A 14,764-nucleotide genomic window follows, 5' to 3' on the forward strand; every position below is an offset into this window, starting at 1 on the left:
GGCTAGGACAGGCGTTCGCATATCGCTGTATATCGAATGCATGTTCGGTCGATTCCGGCTGGGGCGTGGGAAAACAGGCCACATCCCGTCCTGTCTGTTTGCCGGCGCCCGCCTCGGCGGCAGCATGGTCGGGCCTGGGCGGCGTGCTGCGCCGCAGAGTGAGATCGCCGGGGGTGCTGGTGAACCACGCATGGCCGCCGTCCACATTTCTCGGCCGGCTGCGGGACGCGACGCGGGAAGAACTCCTGAGCCAGAGCACCCCGAAGGCCTATCCGCCCCATCGCGCCCTGCTCCAGCAGGGCGAAGACAACCGGCACGTCCTGTTGATCACGAGCGGCGTCGTGAAGGTCGTCGCCAGCGCGGAGAGCGGTTACGACATGCTGCTCGCCGTACGCATAGCGGGCGAACTGGTCGGGGAGATGGCGGCCTTCGAGGAGCGCCCCAGGTCCGGCACGGTGGTCGCGTGCGGTGAAGTGACCGCGCGGGTCATTCAGGTAGGGACACTGGAGGCCTTCCTCACCCACCACCCGGACGCCATGCGGGCCGTCCTCCACATGCTGTGCTCCCGGCTGCGCTGGGCCAACCAGCGCCGGATCGACTTCCAGGCCTACGACTCGCTGACCCGGCTGGCCCGGGTTCTCGCCGAGTTGTGCCAGGCCCATGCGCGGCCTGCGCCGGACAGCGACGGCAAGCGGTGCGACCTGGGCGTGACGCTGACACAAAAGGAGCTCGCGTCGCTGGCCGGCCTCAAGCTCAACACGGCCGAAAAGAGCCTGGCCACGTTGACAGCTCGGGGGCTGGTGGAGCGCAGTTACCGAAACATAACCATCTGTGACGTTCCGAGGCTGCTCGAATTCGCCAAACTTGTTGCTGACAACCCGTACTGATACGGGATCACTTCGGGCGCGTTCTCCTAGCCTCTCGGGCAGCACTTCGTGGGCAGTGTCTGCCCATCGCCTGCCCAGAGAGGAAATGACCGGGTGGCTGCGTGGCCTGACTTTCATCCCTGTACCTGCATAGCCGTGGACGCCCAGGCCTACGGAAGCAACAACGACCGTAGGCAGTCCGAAATCCAGCACGATCTGCCGAGGCTCCTCGACCGCGCCGCCAGGGGCGCCGGCCTGGACCGCTCGCAGTGGCAGATCCAGCACAAGGGCGACGAGCAGCTGGCGGTGCGGCCCGTCGACGGCAAGGAACCGCGTCTGGTCGACGACTACGTCCGCCATCTCGTCGCCGAGCTCCGCGAGTACAACGCCCAGCGAGTTCCCGAGGCCCGCATGCGGCTGCGGGCCGTCATCCATCAGGGGCTGGTGGAGCTGGCCGACAACGGCTTCGCCGGCACGGCCGTTGTGGCCACGGCGCGCCTGCTGAACGCGCGTCCGCTCTACGACGCCCTGGCCGCACACCCCGGGGCCGACCTGGTGCTGCTGCTGTCCGACGAGGTCTTCCGGTCCACGGTGGCGGGCGGTCACACGACCCTGACTCCGGGGGACTTCACCCGCGTCACCGTCCAGGTGAAGGAATACGAGGCCACGGCCTGGCTGCGCGTGCCCGCGCCCGGCACATCGGCCGCCGCCTCGCACGAGCCCGGGACCGCGGAGACGGGGAAGCCCGCGGCCCCGGCATCGGGGGAGCCCGCGGCGGTCCGGCCGGGACCGGCCGCCGCGGGCGGAGCCGGCGGAACGGGGTTCAGCAACGAGTACCGGGCCGACAACATCAGCGTCACCAATGTGGCCGGCCCCGTGGACGCCCGGGGCGCCGTCTTCGGCTTCGGGAGCACCGGTGGCTGACGAACCGGACCGGGACGACGGGCTGTCCGTACCGCCCGTACCCGCTCCCGACGAGGACGCAGCGCCGGCCGGACCGGACGGCGCCGGGGTCGCGCCGGACGCCGGGGAGGACGCCCTCGGCGCGGATGCCGGACCGGACGCGGCTCCTGGGCGGCGGCAAGAGCCGGACGAACGAGAGGAGGTCGACCGGGGTTACGCCGATCTGCGTCGCGTCCACCAGCTCGTCAGCAACAACTTCTACGGCGCCGTCGACGCCACCGGAGCGGCGTTCGGCTTCGGCACCGTCTCGTCCCCCGGTCTTGCCCCGGGCACCATCGAGCCCGAGGAGGCGGACCGCGCCCTGCGGTTCTACGTCCCGCCGCGGCCCTGCTTCGACGAGGCGCTCGGCATACTGCGCGAGCACGCCCTCGTCGTGCTGACCGGTCAGGACAACTGCGGCCGGGGTGCGGGCTCCCTCGCCCTGCTCAGAAAGATCCTGGGTGACAAGGCCGGACTGCGCAGCCTGTCGCCCGCCAACGCCCTGGCCGAGCTGGCCGCGTCACGGGACCTCAAGCCGGGGCAGGGGTACGTCATCCTCGACTACGTCGGCGAGGTGCGTCCCGAAGCCGTACAGGCGTACGAGATCGGGCGGCTGAGCGAGGAGCTCGGCCGACAGGGGTCGTACCTGGTGATCACGGCGGGTGACACGGCCCGCCAGCGGCTGGCGCTGCGCGACCACTGCGTGCCGTGGCAGGCCCCTGATCCCGCAGAACTGTTCGGGTACTGCCGGCGGAAGCTGCCGCACACGGGTCTTGAGCCGGACATCGAGAGGGAACTGCTGGCCCGGGTAGCCGAACAGCGACGGCCGGCGGACGTGGTCGAAGCGGTCCTGGCCCTGTCCCGGCAGGGCGCGGAGGCAGCGCTGGACACTCTGCGGGACCGGCACCGGGAGCGGGTCCAGGAGTGGTTCCGCAAGCGGCCGGCCGCGGGCGACCTGCTCCCGCTCGCCGCCCTGGCCTTCCTGGAGGGCATTCCCGAGCGGACGTTCGAGAAGGAGTGCGCCGCTCTCGCCGCTCATGTGCGCAACTGGGAGCAGAGCGGCGAGACGCCGGTCGCGGAGTCGGACGGCTCGACCGGAGCACCGTTGAGCGGTGCGGTGGCCGACCAGTCCCGGGCGCGATGGCGGGAACGGGCGGTGGGGCTTGTGACCACCGGGTCCCGGCCCGGCCCGAGCCGGGACGCCGGTCGCAGCGAGCGGTGCCTGGTCTTCACCTCGCCGCGCGTCCGCGAGCTCGTCATGGCAGAGCTGCACGAGCTGTACGGCTACGGACTGTGGTACCCACTGCGCCAGTGGCTGGGCGAGCTGGCCCTGCTCGGCGACCTGGACACCCGTACGGAGGTGGCCCGCGGCGTCGCGCTCCTGGCCCGGCACGCGCTCGTCGAGGTCGACGAGAACATGCTCAAGGTGTGGTCCGAAGGGCTCACCAGCCAGCGGGTGACAGCCGCGCTGACCCTGCAGTTCATGTGCGACGTCGAGCATCTCGCGCCGCAGGCCCTGAACATCGCCCTGAGCTGGACGGACAACAGCGGGCCGCGCCGCGCCGTGACGGCGGCCATGGCGCTGACCGGCCGCCTGGGTTCCCTCTACCGCCTGCAGGCGCTCAACTGGCTCTGGCTCATGACGCACAGAGGGGAGCGGATCGCGTTCTCGGCCCGCCGTTCGCTGGTCCTGCTACTGCAGACCGCCGAACAGGACCCGGAACGCGCGCTGTTCATCCTTCGGTACGTACGCACCGTGATCGCCAAGGCGCCGGCGGGATCCCAGGAACGGTCGATCGCGCTCCGGACCGCCGTTCAACTCCTGGAAGCGGCCCGTCTGGAGACCCCCGAACCAGTCGCCGCGGCACTCCTGCGCAGCGTCCCGGACAGTGCCCGCCACCTCGGGTCCCTGTGGGCGGACGTCCTGTACAGCAACAACCGGAGCCGCGCGGTCCGCGCACTGTGCGGGACGCTGGTGCAGTTGCGGGACGACCCGTCCGTCACCAGCGCTGTACACGAAATCGGCGAGGCCATGCGGACCTCCATGAGTGGGCGCCAGTGGGCCCTGCTGTGCCACCACTTGTCCATCGCCCTGAAGCACCCCGACTACGCGATCCCTGGCGCTCACCAACTGGCGCAGGTGCTCCTCGGGTCACTGCGCGACTGGCCGCCGGCGGGCCCCCGGCGCTCAGCGGAGTCCCTCATACCCACTCCTCCCCTCACTTCTGCTCAAGGAGGACGAAGCAAGTGAACTACCCGGTCATCGACGAGCGCATCCTGGCCACGGTCCAGAGCACCTGGTGGTCTCGGCGTCGTCACCGCGGGGACGTGCCGCCGCTGCCGCCCGGTGCGGTCTACGTCTTCAGGGTCGGCGGGAACTACTGCCTCTTTCCCGAGGGCATGGTGTTCGACCCGACCCACCCCGACGTGCTCGACGCCTCCTCGGTCAGCTTGGTGGACACCCGTGCACGCCTCGTCGATGTGGAGCGCCCGCTGCCGTCGGTGAGCGAGGCGGACAACTTCACCGTGCGGGCGTCCTTCACCTGCCAGGTGACCGACCCGGTCGTCATCGCCCGGCAGGGCATTATTGACGTCACCGTCCCGCTGCGCGCATACCTGATGGGCGACGGTGACCTCCCGAGGGTGAGCGCCGCGTACCGCGTGGAGGAGGTCAACGCGGTACGGACCGAGGTCAGCCACCGTATGACCGCCTACAGCACGATCGTGCCGCCGCGGGTCGCGGGCATGAGCGTGGAGTTCGTCAGCGCCGAGGTGCACGCGTCGGACGACCTGCGGGACTGGGAGCAGAAGATGCGCGACGAGCGGCGCTCCTGGGAACTCCAGCGGGGTCAGCGCGACTTCGAGACCCAGGACGCCCTCCGGATCGCGGAACTGCTCTCCCAGGGCTCCGACCACGTGGACGCCTTCGGCATCGCCCGGAAGGAGATCGACATCACCGCGGCGGCGGCCCGCATCCACCGGACCACCGAGCAGGAGTCGGCCCACCGCCACGAGGCAGAGACGTCGAACCGGGCCCACGCGCAGGCGCGGGAGGCGGCGGACGCGCAGATGCGCCGCGACACGGTGCTGACACTGCTGCGGCAGATGGGTGGCAGCGAGTACGTCGACTATCACCAGGTCCTGGAACAGGTCCTGCGGGAGACGGGCGGCCGGGGCGCGCCCGGTGTGGGAACCGCCTCCGATGCCGCCCGCATGCTCGAGTCGGGGACGGCACGCCCCGGTCGCACGGAAACGGGCCGGAACGGCTCACACGACCCGCAGGGTGGTTTCGTCAAGGACGAGGACGATCTCGTTGACTGACTTCCTGACGAATCCTGTGACGGCCCCCGGCACGGCGGACGGCCGAGGTACCGGCGACTCGGCTGCCGCGCGTACGGCGAACGGCCGGGCCACCGCTCCCCGTTCCGAGGACCGAGCCGCGGCCCGCGCCACCGGTGTCGGGTCCGCTGCCCGTACCCCTGGTGCCGGGACCGCTGCCCGCGCCACCCGCCGCCCCTTCGGCTTCGAGGCCGGACGGCGGCTGCGCGCCCTGACCGGCGTCGACGAGGAACTGCTGGCCAGGGTCAGGTACGAGCGGAGCAAGTACACGGCCCTCGGTGGGGTGGTGCTCGGTACCTCCGTCATCGCGGCGTTCTCCATGTGGAACTTCGCGACCGAGGCGCTCGGCAGGTTCTCCCTCGTGGCCCTCGTCCCGACGGTCATCTGGATGCTGTTCGTGCTCAACCTCGACCGCTGGCTGGTCACTCCACAGCCGAACGCGCGGCGACGGGTCGGCCCTGTCCTCATGCGTCTGCTGATTGCCCTGTTGCTGGGCGCGGTGATCGCCGAGCCCCTGGTGCTCCGCATCTTCCAGACGGCCGTCGAAGAACACGTCGCCGACGAACGTACGGACGCGCTTGACCGGTTGCGCACGAACCTGGTCCGCTGCAACCCCGTACCTTCCACGGCGCAGACCGTGACCCCACAGGGCTGCGATCGGACGTACGTCCTCTCCTTCGGCCGGACACCCGGCGAACAGGCCGAGGAACTGACCGCCCTGCGCTCGGACGCCGCCGCCCTCCAGAAGCGGGTGGACCAGGACACCACCAGGCTGGAAGCCATCGACTCCGAGGTACGGGACGAGTGCCGCCGGCTGGTCCGTATGGCCGCTACCGGCTTGTACCAGCGGACGTCCGAATGCCTGCGCCTGCGCGACAAGGCCCAGGACTACCGGACGACCCACCGCACCGACGAGAACGAGAAGCGACTGGCCCGTATGAACAGCCGCATCTCGGAGATCGAGAAGGAGCAGACCGCGTCACGCGGCACCTTCCTCAAGGCCCGGGCCGACGGCATCGAGCAGCGGGTGGACCAGGAGCGCGCCAAGCAGAAGGAGATCGGCGTCCTGGAACGGATGCGGGCGCTCGATCAGCTCGCGACCGGGAACCCGGTGCTGTTCGTGGGCATCTGGCTGGTCCGCCTGCTGTTCGTCCTCCTCGACGTACTCCCCGTGCTGGTGAAGTGCCTGAGCGGCGAGTCGGCGTACGACCGGATGCTCACCAGCGCGAGCAACAGCGCGGTCAAGGTCCACGACGAGGAGGTCCGGCTCGCCGAGCGCCGGGCCCTGGCGAACTTCGAAATCGCCCAGGGGGCCATCGAGCAGGAGATCCGGCGTCACCGTGCCGAGTCGGACGCGGCGTTCCGGGAACACACGGCAGCGATGAACATCCGGGTCCGGCAGGCGGTGAACGCGCTGGAGGACGAGATCCGCCGCTCGTCGACGGTCTGACGCACCCACCTGCACCAGGAGGACTGCACTACGGCCGCCCCGCACGCCGGGGCGGCCGCCTGACACCGACGGAGCGGAGGGGAAGCATGACCACACCCGAAGGCCACGCCGACACGAACCCGGATATCGACACCGCAGCAGACCACGGTGCGGAACTCGCCAGGGCCCTGTTGTCCGAGGCCCGTGAGGAGCTCTTGAAGGCCGACAACAAGGCTGCCCTCATGTTGGCGTCCCTGGGCGCCGCCCTGACCGCCCTGCTCGGCGCGATCGGCAGCGGCGCCCTCGCCCTGCGACAGTACGCCGTCGTCCCGCAACTCCTGCTCTGGGTGGGCTGCGCCGCCTGTGTACCGGCACTCGTCCTGCTGGGTCTGGCCGTGACCCCGCGGCTGGGAAACCCCCGTCGCTCCCGCACCCACTACTTCGGCGACGCCAGGCTCGCGATGTCGGTCGCGCATCTGGAGCGGACGGTCCGCCGCACCGACCCGGTGTCCCGGGACCTGAGCCAACTGGCCGCCCTGTCCCAGATTGCCTGGACCAAGTACCGCTGCATACGCCACGCCCTGGCCTGGAGCACAGCCTTCTTCGCGCTCACGCTGCTGGGCATAGTCACGGGAGCGTCGGCTTAGCGGCGTACCGGCTGAGAGAGACATCGGACGCTCCTCCAGGACGGAAGCACAGATGGCGCGGCGGCCGCCGCGAAGTAGACAGGAGACGTCACGGACCGGGACCGGGTTTCACCGTCATGGCCAGGTGCGCTCGACACGGTCTCGTCTTACCGCATAGGCGGCTGGACCGCCTCGGTCCACCGCGCGGTGAATCGCCTCGCGGTGGGCGTAGAGCCGTTCGACCATCTCGGCACTGCGCAGCTGCTGGTTGTCCAGGTAGAAGAGCACCGCCTTCCGCTCAAGTACGGGGCGGATCTCCAGGTCGCGGCTCTTGATCCGGCCGTCCTTCGACAGTGGCACCCATGACTGGGCGAGCCCGTGAGCGATCCACTCCTCGTCGGCGACGTCCTGTCCGTCGTCGGGGAACACGTCCCCGATGCGGTGAACGGTCCAGCCGTATGCCCTCAGCCCTTCCGCGACGCGCCGTCCGAGGTTGCGGTCGAGGAAGAACTCAGGCGGCAAGGCGCACCACTGCCCGGCAGAGAGCGTCGACCTGCTCGGGCGTCATATCGAAGTCGTACGCGATGTCCTCGACGCTCTCCCCGGCCTCCCAGAGGTCGGTGATTGCCTTGACCGCGACACGGTTGGCGGCCACGACGGGCCTGCCTTGCCCGAACCTTGGGTCGATCACGACGGGTACGGACTCCGGGTACTGCCTGAGCCGCAGGCTGGAGGGAAAATCGTCGTCAGGCTTCCAGTTCAGGTAGCGGAGGTAGTCGGATACCACCTCGTGGATGGGGGCCTGACCGTCCCGGGCCCTGCGAAGGTCGCCGAGACCATGCTCGATGAAGATGTCCACGCCGTCCGTGGCGATCCGCTTGGACACCAGGCCGTAGGGCGTGTCGAAGGCTTCTCGCACTGCGGCTGCCGCCTCCCGGATCTCGCTCATACGGAGCCCCAGGGAGCGCAGCGAACGGAGAACGTGTGCCTCGGCCACCGCGATGAACGGCACGGAGGGCTGACCCTTGCCGGTCGGCTCCACCTGGTGGACCAGAGGCGCCCCGGCGGCCTGGCCCCTCAGCCACGAGACGAGTGTCGACTGCGGAATTTCCAGGTAGGAGGCTGTTTCCGTGGGAGTCAGGAGTCCGTCCCTGAACCTGTCGATCACGACCCACCTCCTCCTGTAGTGCCCCATACCGGGTTTCGAATCGTCGCACATCAAGCCTCCCACCTGAGCGCCGACGGCACACTCATTCATCGGCTCAAGCAGCCGCACGCCAGCGTTCCCGGCCGAGATGGTCCCGACAGTCACGGCAGTGTCCGGGCGCCGGTGCGCGGAAGGCGCGCTCGCAGCCGTCGCAGGTCTGGAACGGCGGCACGACCGGGCGCTCGGCGGACGGCTGGATCGGTGCCGGGGACGGTGCGGGCAGGGGCGTTTCCCGGAGACGGAAGGCGAGGACGCTCGCCGGGCGGGCCCGGAAGCGGTCGGGGAGCCGTACGGTCAGCAGTTCGGTGATCTCGCGCGGCCCGACCCCGGCCGCCAGCCACTCGGCGACGGCCGGCGCCAGCCGGGAGGCCTCCTGCGTGGACAGGACGAGCCTGGGGTCGACCCGGCGCAGAGCGGTCAGTAGGGCGATGGCTGCGGGGTCGGCGTCTGTGAGTACGGCCCCAGGGTCTGGGGTGGCGACGACGGTCTTCGAGCCGGCGTCGGCGAGTGCGGGCGCCGGGCTCTCCGGGACGGCGAGCCGTTTCCTGGGCCGAGGCGGCTTTGGCGGCTCGGGCGGGCTGTCCGGGGCCGGACTGCCGCCGGGTACGTCGGAGAAGTACGTCCGGGTGCGGACCTGCCCCGTGGGTGTGCGCTCGCGGCGCCGCTCCAGGTATCCGGCGGCCTCCAGCTCCCGCAGCGCTCGTGAGATCAGGATCTCGCCCTCGGCGAAGTGCGCGCACAGGGCGTTGATGGTGACGGCAGAACCGTCGGGCAGTGAGGCGATGTACGCCGCGACGCCGATCGTGACCGCGCTGCCGGGGCGTTGCGCGAGGGCGTTGGAGATCACGGTGAAGTCGGCCGTGAGCCGGGTGCGGACGTGGATCACACCGGAGGTCGGAGTACCGGCGTCGGCGCGCAGGCGCGCGTTAGACTGCGAGTCAGCCATCGGGAAGGGGTTCACTTCCTGATCGGTCAGGCCCTCGATCGGGATTGCCGTCCCGGCCGGGGGCCGTCGTCTGTGTGCGGTTGTTGCGGCGAACGTAACCGTCCGTATCCCACCCTCGCAAGCTGGTCACCCGGACGGGTGACATGGGCCGGGAGGGTGGGTGGGCGGGTAGTTCTTTCCCTGGTTCTTTAGGAGGTCAGTGGCCCACCGGACCCTCGCGGACAAGGACCCGGCGGACCCGGAGGGCGGCCCCTGACCAGGGCCCGGCCGGCTCAGACGCGGTGACGGCCGACCTTCAAGTCGCCTATGAACGCCGCCCAGGATCCGGCCTCGAAGGCCAGAGAGGGACCATGCGGGACCTTGCTGTCACGGACGGGCACGACGTCCGTGACCGCGTCCGCGACCTCCACGCAGTCGCCCCCGGCCTGATTGCTGTAGCTGCTCTTGCGCCAAGCGGCGTCGTTCGGATCGGGAAGGGACTTTCGCTCCACGGTGGTTGCCCTCCATCACGCATCGGATCATGTCGAGCGACATGAGAGGGGGCAGGGCAGCTGCCCGTAGCCGATCGTAAATCACCGTGTAGCGACTGACGTTGGGCGGTTCCTCAATAAGGCGGCCATAGTCCGAGCCCTCTGTGTAGGCGGCCTCTGAACCGTCCGGAAGCGCCAAAAGTGTCAGTGACCCGCCCATCGCTTCGTGTCCGCCCTGGTCGAATGGCAGCACTTGCACGGTGGTGTGACAGTCCGCTGCCGCATTGATCAACTGCTCCAACTGCTCGTGGTCAACGACCACCCCCGGGACACCTGTGGTGTCGCAGTTTCGATGGACTCCGTGTGGGTGACGTCGTCAGCGAACCGCATCCCCTGCGAGCTGATGAATGCGGAGGTGCGTGCTGCTGGTGATCAACCGATCCGGTGGCCGATTTCGTGGTAGGTGTGCTTTTCCTGTGATGCAGACATACCGTCCGGGCGCGCAGCCAGAACGAACGGGCGGCCAGCGTCGTCCAGTGTGTAGTGGGTAAGTCTTCCCGAGGTGTTTCTGACGGTCACTTCGATGGTGAAGTGGTATTCGACGTTCCTGGGGCCCACCGCCTTGATGCCGAAGAAGAAGGCGTCTGTGGCAACGGCGTTGGGAGTTTCACGGTAGAGATTCACGGGCTCTGTGGCGAAGACGGGCAGACCAGAGTCGTCGCGGAGGAACTGGACTGAGGTTCGCTCGTATTCCCTGTTCATCTGCAGGGCCCAGTCGTCGGGGTAGCAGCCGTAACCTGTTGGTTCGGGCCCCATCCGTTCCACCCTTTCGACGCGGAGGGAGACGTCTGTGAGCTCTTCAGTATTGACGAGGGGGGACCCGTCGGCGAGCTGGATGACGTAGGTGTCGTAGCCCGCCGGACGGCCATCGGCGGCTATGAGGGCTCGCTCCACGCGCTCGCAGACGCGGCCGGGGACATCCAGGTTGGCGGTGAACCGCCTAACGGTCGGTACCTCTTGATCCGTCACCATCCACATTTCCTGGGTGTCGTCTGCTAGCAGCCGCGTGGCACTCACCGAGAGACCCTTCGATGCACGGGTCGGTGTGTCTCCCCGGCGGGCGAGGGCGATGTTTGGCGTGGCCCACTTCTGCAACTCGTCCTCGGCGTGGGTGCCGATTCTGGGAACCGGAGCAGCGATGGTGAAGGGCTGTCCGGCGTTGCCGATCCGTACGGTCCGTTGCGAGTCGCCCTCCATCACCTCCAGTTCGATCCACCACTCGCAGGAGCAGTCGACAGTCCTGGTCTCGACGACTCCTCCAATGACGCCGCCGGGCCGCACATAGCGGTTCAGCTTCAGGGCCTGCGGATTGTCGAGGCTCAGCTGTCCCCACCTGCCCATTCCCTGCGAGACGGTCCGATCGACCGCTCCCACACATTCCACGTCTCTTCCTTCCGGCACGGGGATCGTCCGTCCCTTGACGATGCGCAGTGAGCGCACCAACACCTGACTGCCTTCGGGTGCGGTCAGGGTGAATGCAGCGGCGGCCGTACCGCGGGGAACGGCGGACCGGGCGGTAGCCCAGTCGTAGAGCGCGTTGCAGCGCCCGGTGCCGAGTGCTTGCTCGGGCACGCTTTGACTCGTCGGCACGGTGGCGGACCAGGTGCTGGACCATGCGATACCCATTACCGGCCTGCCCGTCCCCTTGCTCTGGCCGCTGGCGACCGCGCTCGGCTCGGCCGAGGGAATGGGGCCTGATGAGGGAATGTGGGAGGCCGCATCTCGAGGAAGCTGCGCCGACAGGACGGTCACCAATCCCACCGCCACGACGGTGGTGAGGAGAAAGGCCAGAAAGAAGGCTCGGCGGCTGGTCATCGGATCTTCGCCCACCCAGTCATTGCGCTGTCGCACCGGTACGCAACCTGGGTGTCCTTTTCGGCCGGCGCCAGCACGAAGGGCTTTCCGGAATCGTCCACGACGATCCGGCCCTCCTGCGTGCCTTGTGTGTATTCGATGTCGATCACATAGGAATAGGTGGCCTCGCCGTCCTCGACCCGGACGTCGAAGATCGCGGGCTCGTCCTGTTTCGCCAGCTGCAACACCTGGGTCGGGTACTGGCCAACGATGTCGTCCCCGTCGTACTCCTGCGCGACCTTGTTCGGGCTGGCGAGGTCGATGCGCACGCGCGTGATGTCGATCCCACCCTGAGGGCCACCGCAGGAGAGCAACGCCCCCTCGGATGCCGGCTTCTCGTCGATGGTGCGGGCTCGGACCCCGGTGATCGAGACAGGGACCTTCGTGAAGTTCATCAGGGTCAGCCTGATCCGCATCATGCCGGCGTAGCTTCCGCCGTTCTCGACCAGTCCGTCAAGGGCCGCATCGGCGTCCGGATACTCCTGCTGCAGATCTTCGATATCCACTGGGCTGGCCATCCGTACCCCTTTGACGTCCCGTGTCAGGTCCCACCACACCTCCGCCTCCGCGTGAATTCCGCTGCTGGCAGGCACCGGAGAACGGCTACTGGTCCATACGTCGAAGTAGGCGGTGACGACAGCTGCCAGTAACGTGCTCAGGATGATGCCGAGTGCTGCGGCGGCCATGGTCTTCATCCCGCTGCGGGAGACGGTCGGATCTTGATCGGCCGGTGCGTTTGTCGGGGTGATGTCGTCGCTGTCGGTGGGGGGTTCGCCGTCGGTCGGATCCTGGGGAGCGGTAGTCGATTCGGCGGCAGGCTGGGCCGGGGCGACAGCCTCATCGGAGGACGAGGGTCTTTCGGGGATGGCCATGTTTTCAGCAGCGGCCATGGCGTCTGCGGTTCCTGCTGCGGCGATGCCACTTCCCGAGGCTTCGGTATCTCGCGCCTCACCTGCGACTGCGGTGGCGTCGGGCGACGATAAGCCGTGCGACGCTGCGGTGTCTCTGTCCGGGATATCGGGCACGCATAACTCCGTTTGATCGCTGGGAGGCCGGGCCGGAAAGGGGCATTGTTATCTTGGCATGTACCCAACCTTGAGTGAGGGGATATCTGCAGCGGACAGGGCCAGAGCCTGCCCTTGGGCCGCGCCGACTCAGGTGACGGTTGCTCACAGTCACGCGGAGTCCGGGGCGTACAACTGTGGCCCCGCCTGAGCGGGCAACCTCGCGCGGCCCAGGGACGGCCCAGGATTGCCGGCGGCCTGGCAGCACACGGCTTCCTCAGCGGTAGGCCGGATGCCAGTCCGCCGCGGCCTCCGCACATCGCCGTGTGGCGGTCGGTCCGACGTGGCGGGGACACCATGACGCGGAAGCCCCGGCGCACGTTCGCCCTGCCGGCGCGTTGTGTGGAAGTCCTTTGGGCCCAGTTCGAGGACCAGGGATGGGAACGCCTCGCCGCCGGTGACGACTGGGAGGAGAACGGGCTCGTCTTCTCCTCGGCCGTCGGCAAACCGCTGGACGCGACCGACATCCGACGCGCCTTCCGGATGGCTCTCAAGGATGCGGAAGGGATCAACGCCGACGAGTGGACACCCCGGGAGCTCCGGCACAGCTTCGTCTCCTGCTCTCCGACAGTGGCGTGCCCCTGGAAGAGATCTCCCGACTCGTCGGCCACTCCGAGACCGCCGTGATCGAAGAGGTCTACCGGAAGCAGATCCGGCCCGTGATCCAGACCGGCGCCGTGGTCATGGACGGCATCTTCAAGCGGGCCTCCGAGCGGCATCACTCAGCAGGAGGCATAGTCACGCAGATAGACACGCACGCAGAAACAGGTGAGGCGCCTACCGAATCCGGTAGGCGCCTCACCTGCTGTTTCAACTGTCGGGGTGGCGGGATTTGAACCCACGACCTCTTCGTCCCGAACGAAGCGCGCTGCCAAGCTGCGCCACACCCCGATGTCGCTGCTTGTCGCGGCGACGACGTTTACTTTAGCCCACTGGTGGCCGGAGACGAAATCCGATTCTGGCTCGGCGGCGGATCGGGTTCGGGCGGGTGTGGTCGGCGGCCACCAGGAGGAGCGCCAGGGCGTAGATGGAGAGGCCCAGGAGGAGCGCGTTGGCGAGGACGTGCTTGTAGCCGTGCTCGGAGACGTCCAGGAAGGGGTGGAGATAGCGGTCGGGGGCGTCGGCGGGGAGCAGTTCCCCGCGGATGAGGGAGAAGGCCAGGTAGGCCAGGGGGTAGAGCAGCCACGGCGCGGCCTGGTGCAGGTGGAGGCGGTCGGGTGCGGTGAGCAGGAGCCAGTCCAGGAGGGCGGCGATCGGGGCCGCCGTCAGCAGGATCAGGGTGGCCGTCCTCTGCCAGAGCGGGTGGGTGCCGGGCTCGCCCGTGATCGAGAACGCCGGCGACGTGCGGGTCAGCAGCACGTGGTGCACGAGAGCCGTGATCACCGTGTAGAGCACCGCCGCTCCGGTCAGCCAGGCCGGTAGGGGCTGGCGGGCCGTCCAGGCCCGGCGGGCCGAGAGGAAGAGGACCAGGGCCAGGAGGATGCTGCTCTGGATCGCGAACGCGCTCAGGACGCGGGGTGGGGAGCCGAGGTGCAGTTCCACCGCCACGGCGGCTGTGATCGCCGCGGCGGTGAGGAGGCGGTAGATCGCGGCCCCGAGGTGGCGGGTGGGCGCCATGACGGCGGTCGGGGGGACGAAGGAGGGGGGCATCAGCTTGACGATGCCCGGGATCACGGGGAGCTCCGGTATGTCCCGAGGCAGGGAAGGCGTCGGAGGTATCTCCGGCACCTCGGGCAGTTCGGGGGTCTCGGCGGCCATTCCCTCACGGTAGGGAGGGCGGACATAGGGGGCGATTCGGGTAACCCGTTCGGGTTATGGATTCCCATACCGGGGGAGGGGGCCGTTCCCGGTGTCGAGGGCACGGAACCGGGCCCGGTTCCGAGGACACGGTTCCGAGGACACGGTTCCGGGCCGTACCGGCCCGTGCCCCCGTTGGAGACCGCCCCCCGTCCCGCCCGCTA

13 protein-coding genes, 1 tRNA gene and 2 pseudogenes are annotated in these 14,764 nt (G+C 68.8%); 7 read left to right on the forward strand and 9 right to left on the reverse strand.

From position 1 onward, the window contains the following. Positions 1-173 precede the first annotated feature (173 nt). From ACTYVM_RS16120 to ACTYVM_RS16145, 6 genes are all read left to right on the forward strand, one after another. Positions 174-887, forward strand: a complete 714-nt coding sequence (locus ACTYVM_RS16120; protein WP_445526533.1) for a Crp/Fnr family transcriptional regulator — start codon at positions 174-176, stop codon at positions 885-887. A gap of 135 nt (positions 888-1,022) precedes the next feature. Continuing rightward, positions 1,023-1,790, forward strand: coding sequence for a hypothetical protein (locus tag ACTYVM_RS16125; protein WP_445526534.1), 768 nt, complete (start codon positions 1,023-1,025; stop codon positions 1,788-1,790). Beyond that, the gene (locus tag ACTYVM_RS16130) at positions 1,783-4,059 is read left to right on the forward strand and encodes a hypothetical protein (protein WP_445526535.1); all 2,277 of its coding nucleotides are present in this window, start codon (positions 1,783-1,785) and stop codon (positions 4,057-4,059) included. Before ACTYVM_RS16125 ends, ACTYVM_RS16130 begins: the two co-directional genes overlap by 8 nt. Further along, positions 4,056-5,129 (forward strand): SPFH domain-containing protein, encoded by a 1,074-nt coding sequence (locus tag ACTYVM_RS16135; protein WP_445526536.1) that lies wholly within the window; start codon positions 4,056-4,058, stop codon positions 5,127-5,129. Before ACTYVM_RS16130 ends, ACTYVM_RS16135 begins: the two co-directional genes overlap by 4 nt. Beyond that, the gene (locus tag ACTYVM_RS16140; RefSeq protein ID WP_445526537.1) at positions 5,122-6,597 is read left to right on the forward strand and encodes a DUF4407 domain-containing protein; all 1,476 of its coding nucleotides are present in this window, start codon (positions 5,122-5,124) and stop codon (positions 6,595-6,597) included. Before ACTYVM_RS16135 ends, ACTYVM_RS16140 begins: the two co-directional genes overlap by 8 nt. Before the next feature lie 86 nt (positions 6,598-6,683). Then, entirely contained in the window at positions 6,684-7,223 is a 540-nt protein-coding gene (locus ACTYVM_RS16145) for a Pycsar system effector family protein (protein ID WP_445526538.1), read from the forward strand. A gap of 114 nt (positions 7,224-7,337) precedes the next feature. Here ACTYVM_RS16145 and ACTYVM_RS16150 read toward each other — a convergent pair whose 3' ends face one another. The 7 genes and pseudogenes from ACTYVM_RS16150 to ACTYVM_RS16180 form a co-directional block, all read right to left on the reverse strand. Further along, a complete protein-coding gene (locus ACTYVM_RS16150) occupies positions 7,338-7,724 on the reverse strand; it encodes a PIN-like domain-containing protein (RefSeq protein WP_445526539.1) in 387 nt (128 codons plus the stop codon). Then, positions 7,714-8,370, reverse strand: a complete 657-nt coding sequence (locus tag ACTYVM_RS16155) for a DUF433 domain-containing protein (protein ID WP_445526612.1) — start codon at positions 8,368-8,370, stop codon at positions 7,714-7,716. Before ACTYVM_RS16155 ends, ACTYVM_RS16150 begins: the two co-directional genes overlap by 11 nt. Before the next feature lie 94 nt (positions 8,371-8,464). Then, positions 8,465-9,355 carry a hypothetical protein gene (locus ACTYVM_RS16160; RefSeq protein WP_445526540.1) on the reverse strand — a complete coding sequence of 297 codons (891 nt, stop codon included), beginning with the start codon at positions 9,353-9,355 and terminating at the stop codon, positions 8,465-8,467. Between the two features lie 272 nt (positions 9,356-9,627). Then, positions 9,628-9,846 (reverse strand): DUF397 domain-containing protein, encoded by a 219-nt coding sequence (locus tag ACTYVM_RS16165; protein ID WP_445526541.1) that lies wholly within the window; start codon positions 9,844-9,846, stop codon positions 9,628-9,630. Between the two features lie 34 nt (positions 9,847-9,880). Beyond that, a pseudogene (locus ACTYVM_RS16170) lies at positions 9,881-10,147 on the reverse strand (Scr1 family TA system antitoxin-like transcriptional regulator); the annotation flags it as partial. Positions 10,148-10,257: 110 nt separating this feature from the next. Next, positions 10,258-11,457 (reverse strand): hypothetical protein, encoded by a 1,200-nt coding sequence (locus ACTYVM_RS16175; RefSeq protein ID WP_445526542.1) that lies wholly within the window; start codon positions 11,455-11,457, stop codon positions 10,258-10,260. A 239-nt stretch (positions 11,458-11,696) separates the two neighbouring features. Next, positions 11,697-12,764 (reverse strand): hypothetical protein, encoded by a 1,068-nt coding sequence (locus ACTYVM_RS16180; RefSeq protein WP_445526543.1) that lies wholly within the window; start codon positions 12,762-12,764, stop codon positions 11,697-11,699. A gap of 246 nt (positions 12,765-13,010) precedes the next feature. Here ACTYVM_RS16180 and ACTYVM_RS16185 point away from each other — a divergent pair. Next, positions 13,011-13,507 (forward strand): annotated as a pseudogene (locus tag ACTYVM_RS16185) (tyrosine-type recombinase/integrase); the annotation flags it as partial. 113 nt (positions 13,508-13,620) lie between these two features. On the opposite strand, the gene ACTYVM_RS16190 reads toward ACTYVM_RS16185, so the two are convergent. Together ACTYVM_RS16190 and ACTYVM_RS16195 are read right to left on the reverse strand one after the other, a co-directional pair. Then, positions 13,621-13,694: transfer RNA gene (locus ACTYVM_RS16190), tRNA-Pro, on the reverse strand. Positions 13,695-13,727: 33 nt separating this feature from the next. Further along, positions 13,728-14,561: a Pr6Pr family membrane protein gene (locus ACTYVM_RS16195; RefSeq protein WP_445526544.1), complete on the reverse strand. Its 834-nt coding sequence runs from the start codon at positions 14,559-14,561 to the stop codon at positions 13,728-13,730. Positions 14,562-14,764: the final 203 nt, after the last annotated feature.

This window comes from Streptomyces cyslabdanicus, from assembly GCF_052663305.1.

Excerpts from the sequence above, each read along its gene's own strand:
- ACTYVM_RS16145 (WP_445526538.1), top strand. The coding sequence starts at position 6,684 with ATGACCACACCCGAAGGCCACGCCGACACGAACCCGGATATCGACACC.
- ACTYVM_RS16160 (WP_445526540.1), bottom strand. The coding sequence starts at position 9,355 with ATGGCTGACTCGCAGTCTAACGCGCGCCTGCGCGCCGACGCCGGTACT.
- ACTYVM_RS16195 (WP_445526544.1), bottom strand. The coding sequence starts at position 14,561 with ATGGCCGCCGAGACCCCCGAACTGCCCGAGGTGCCGGAGATACCTCCG.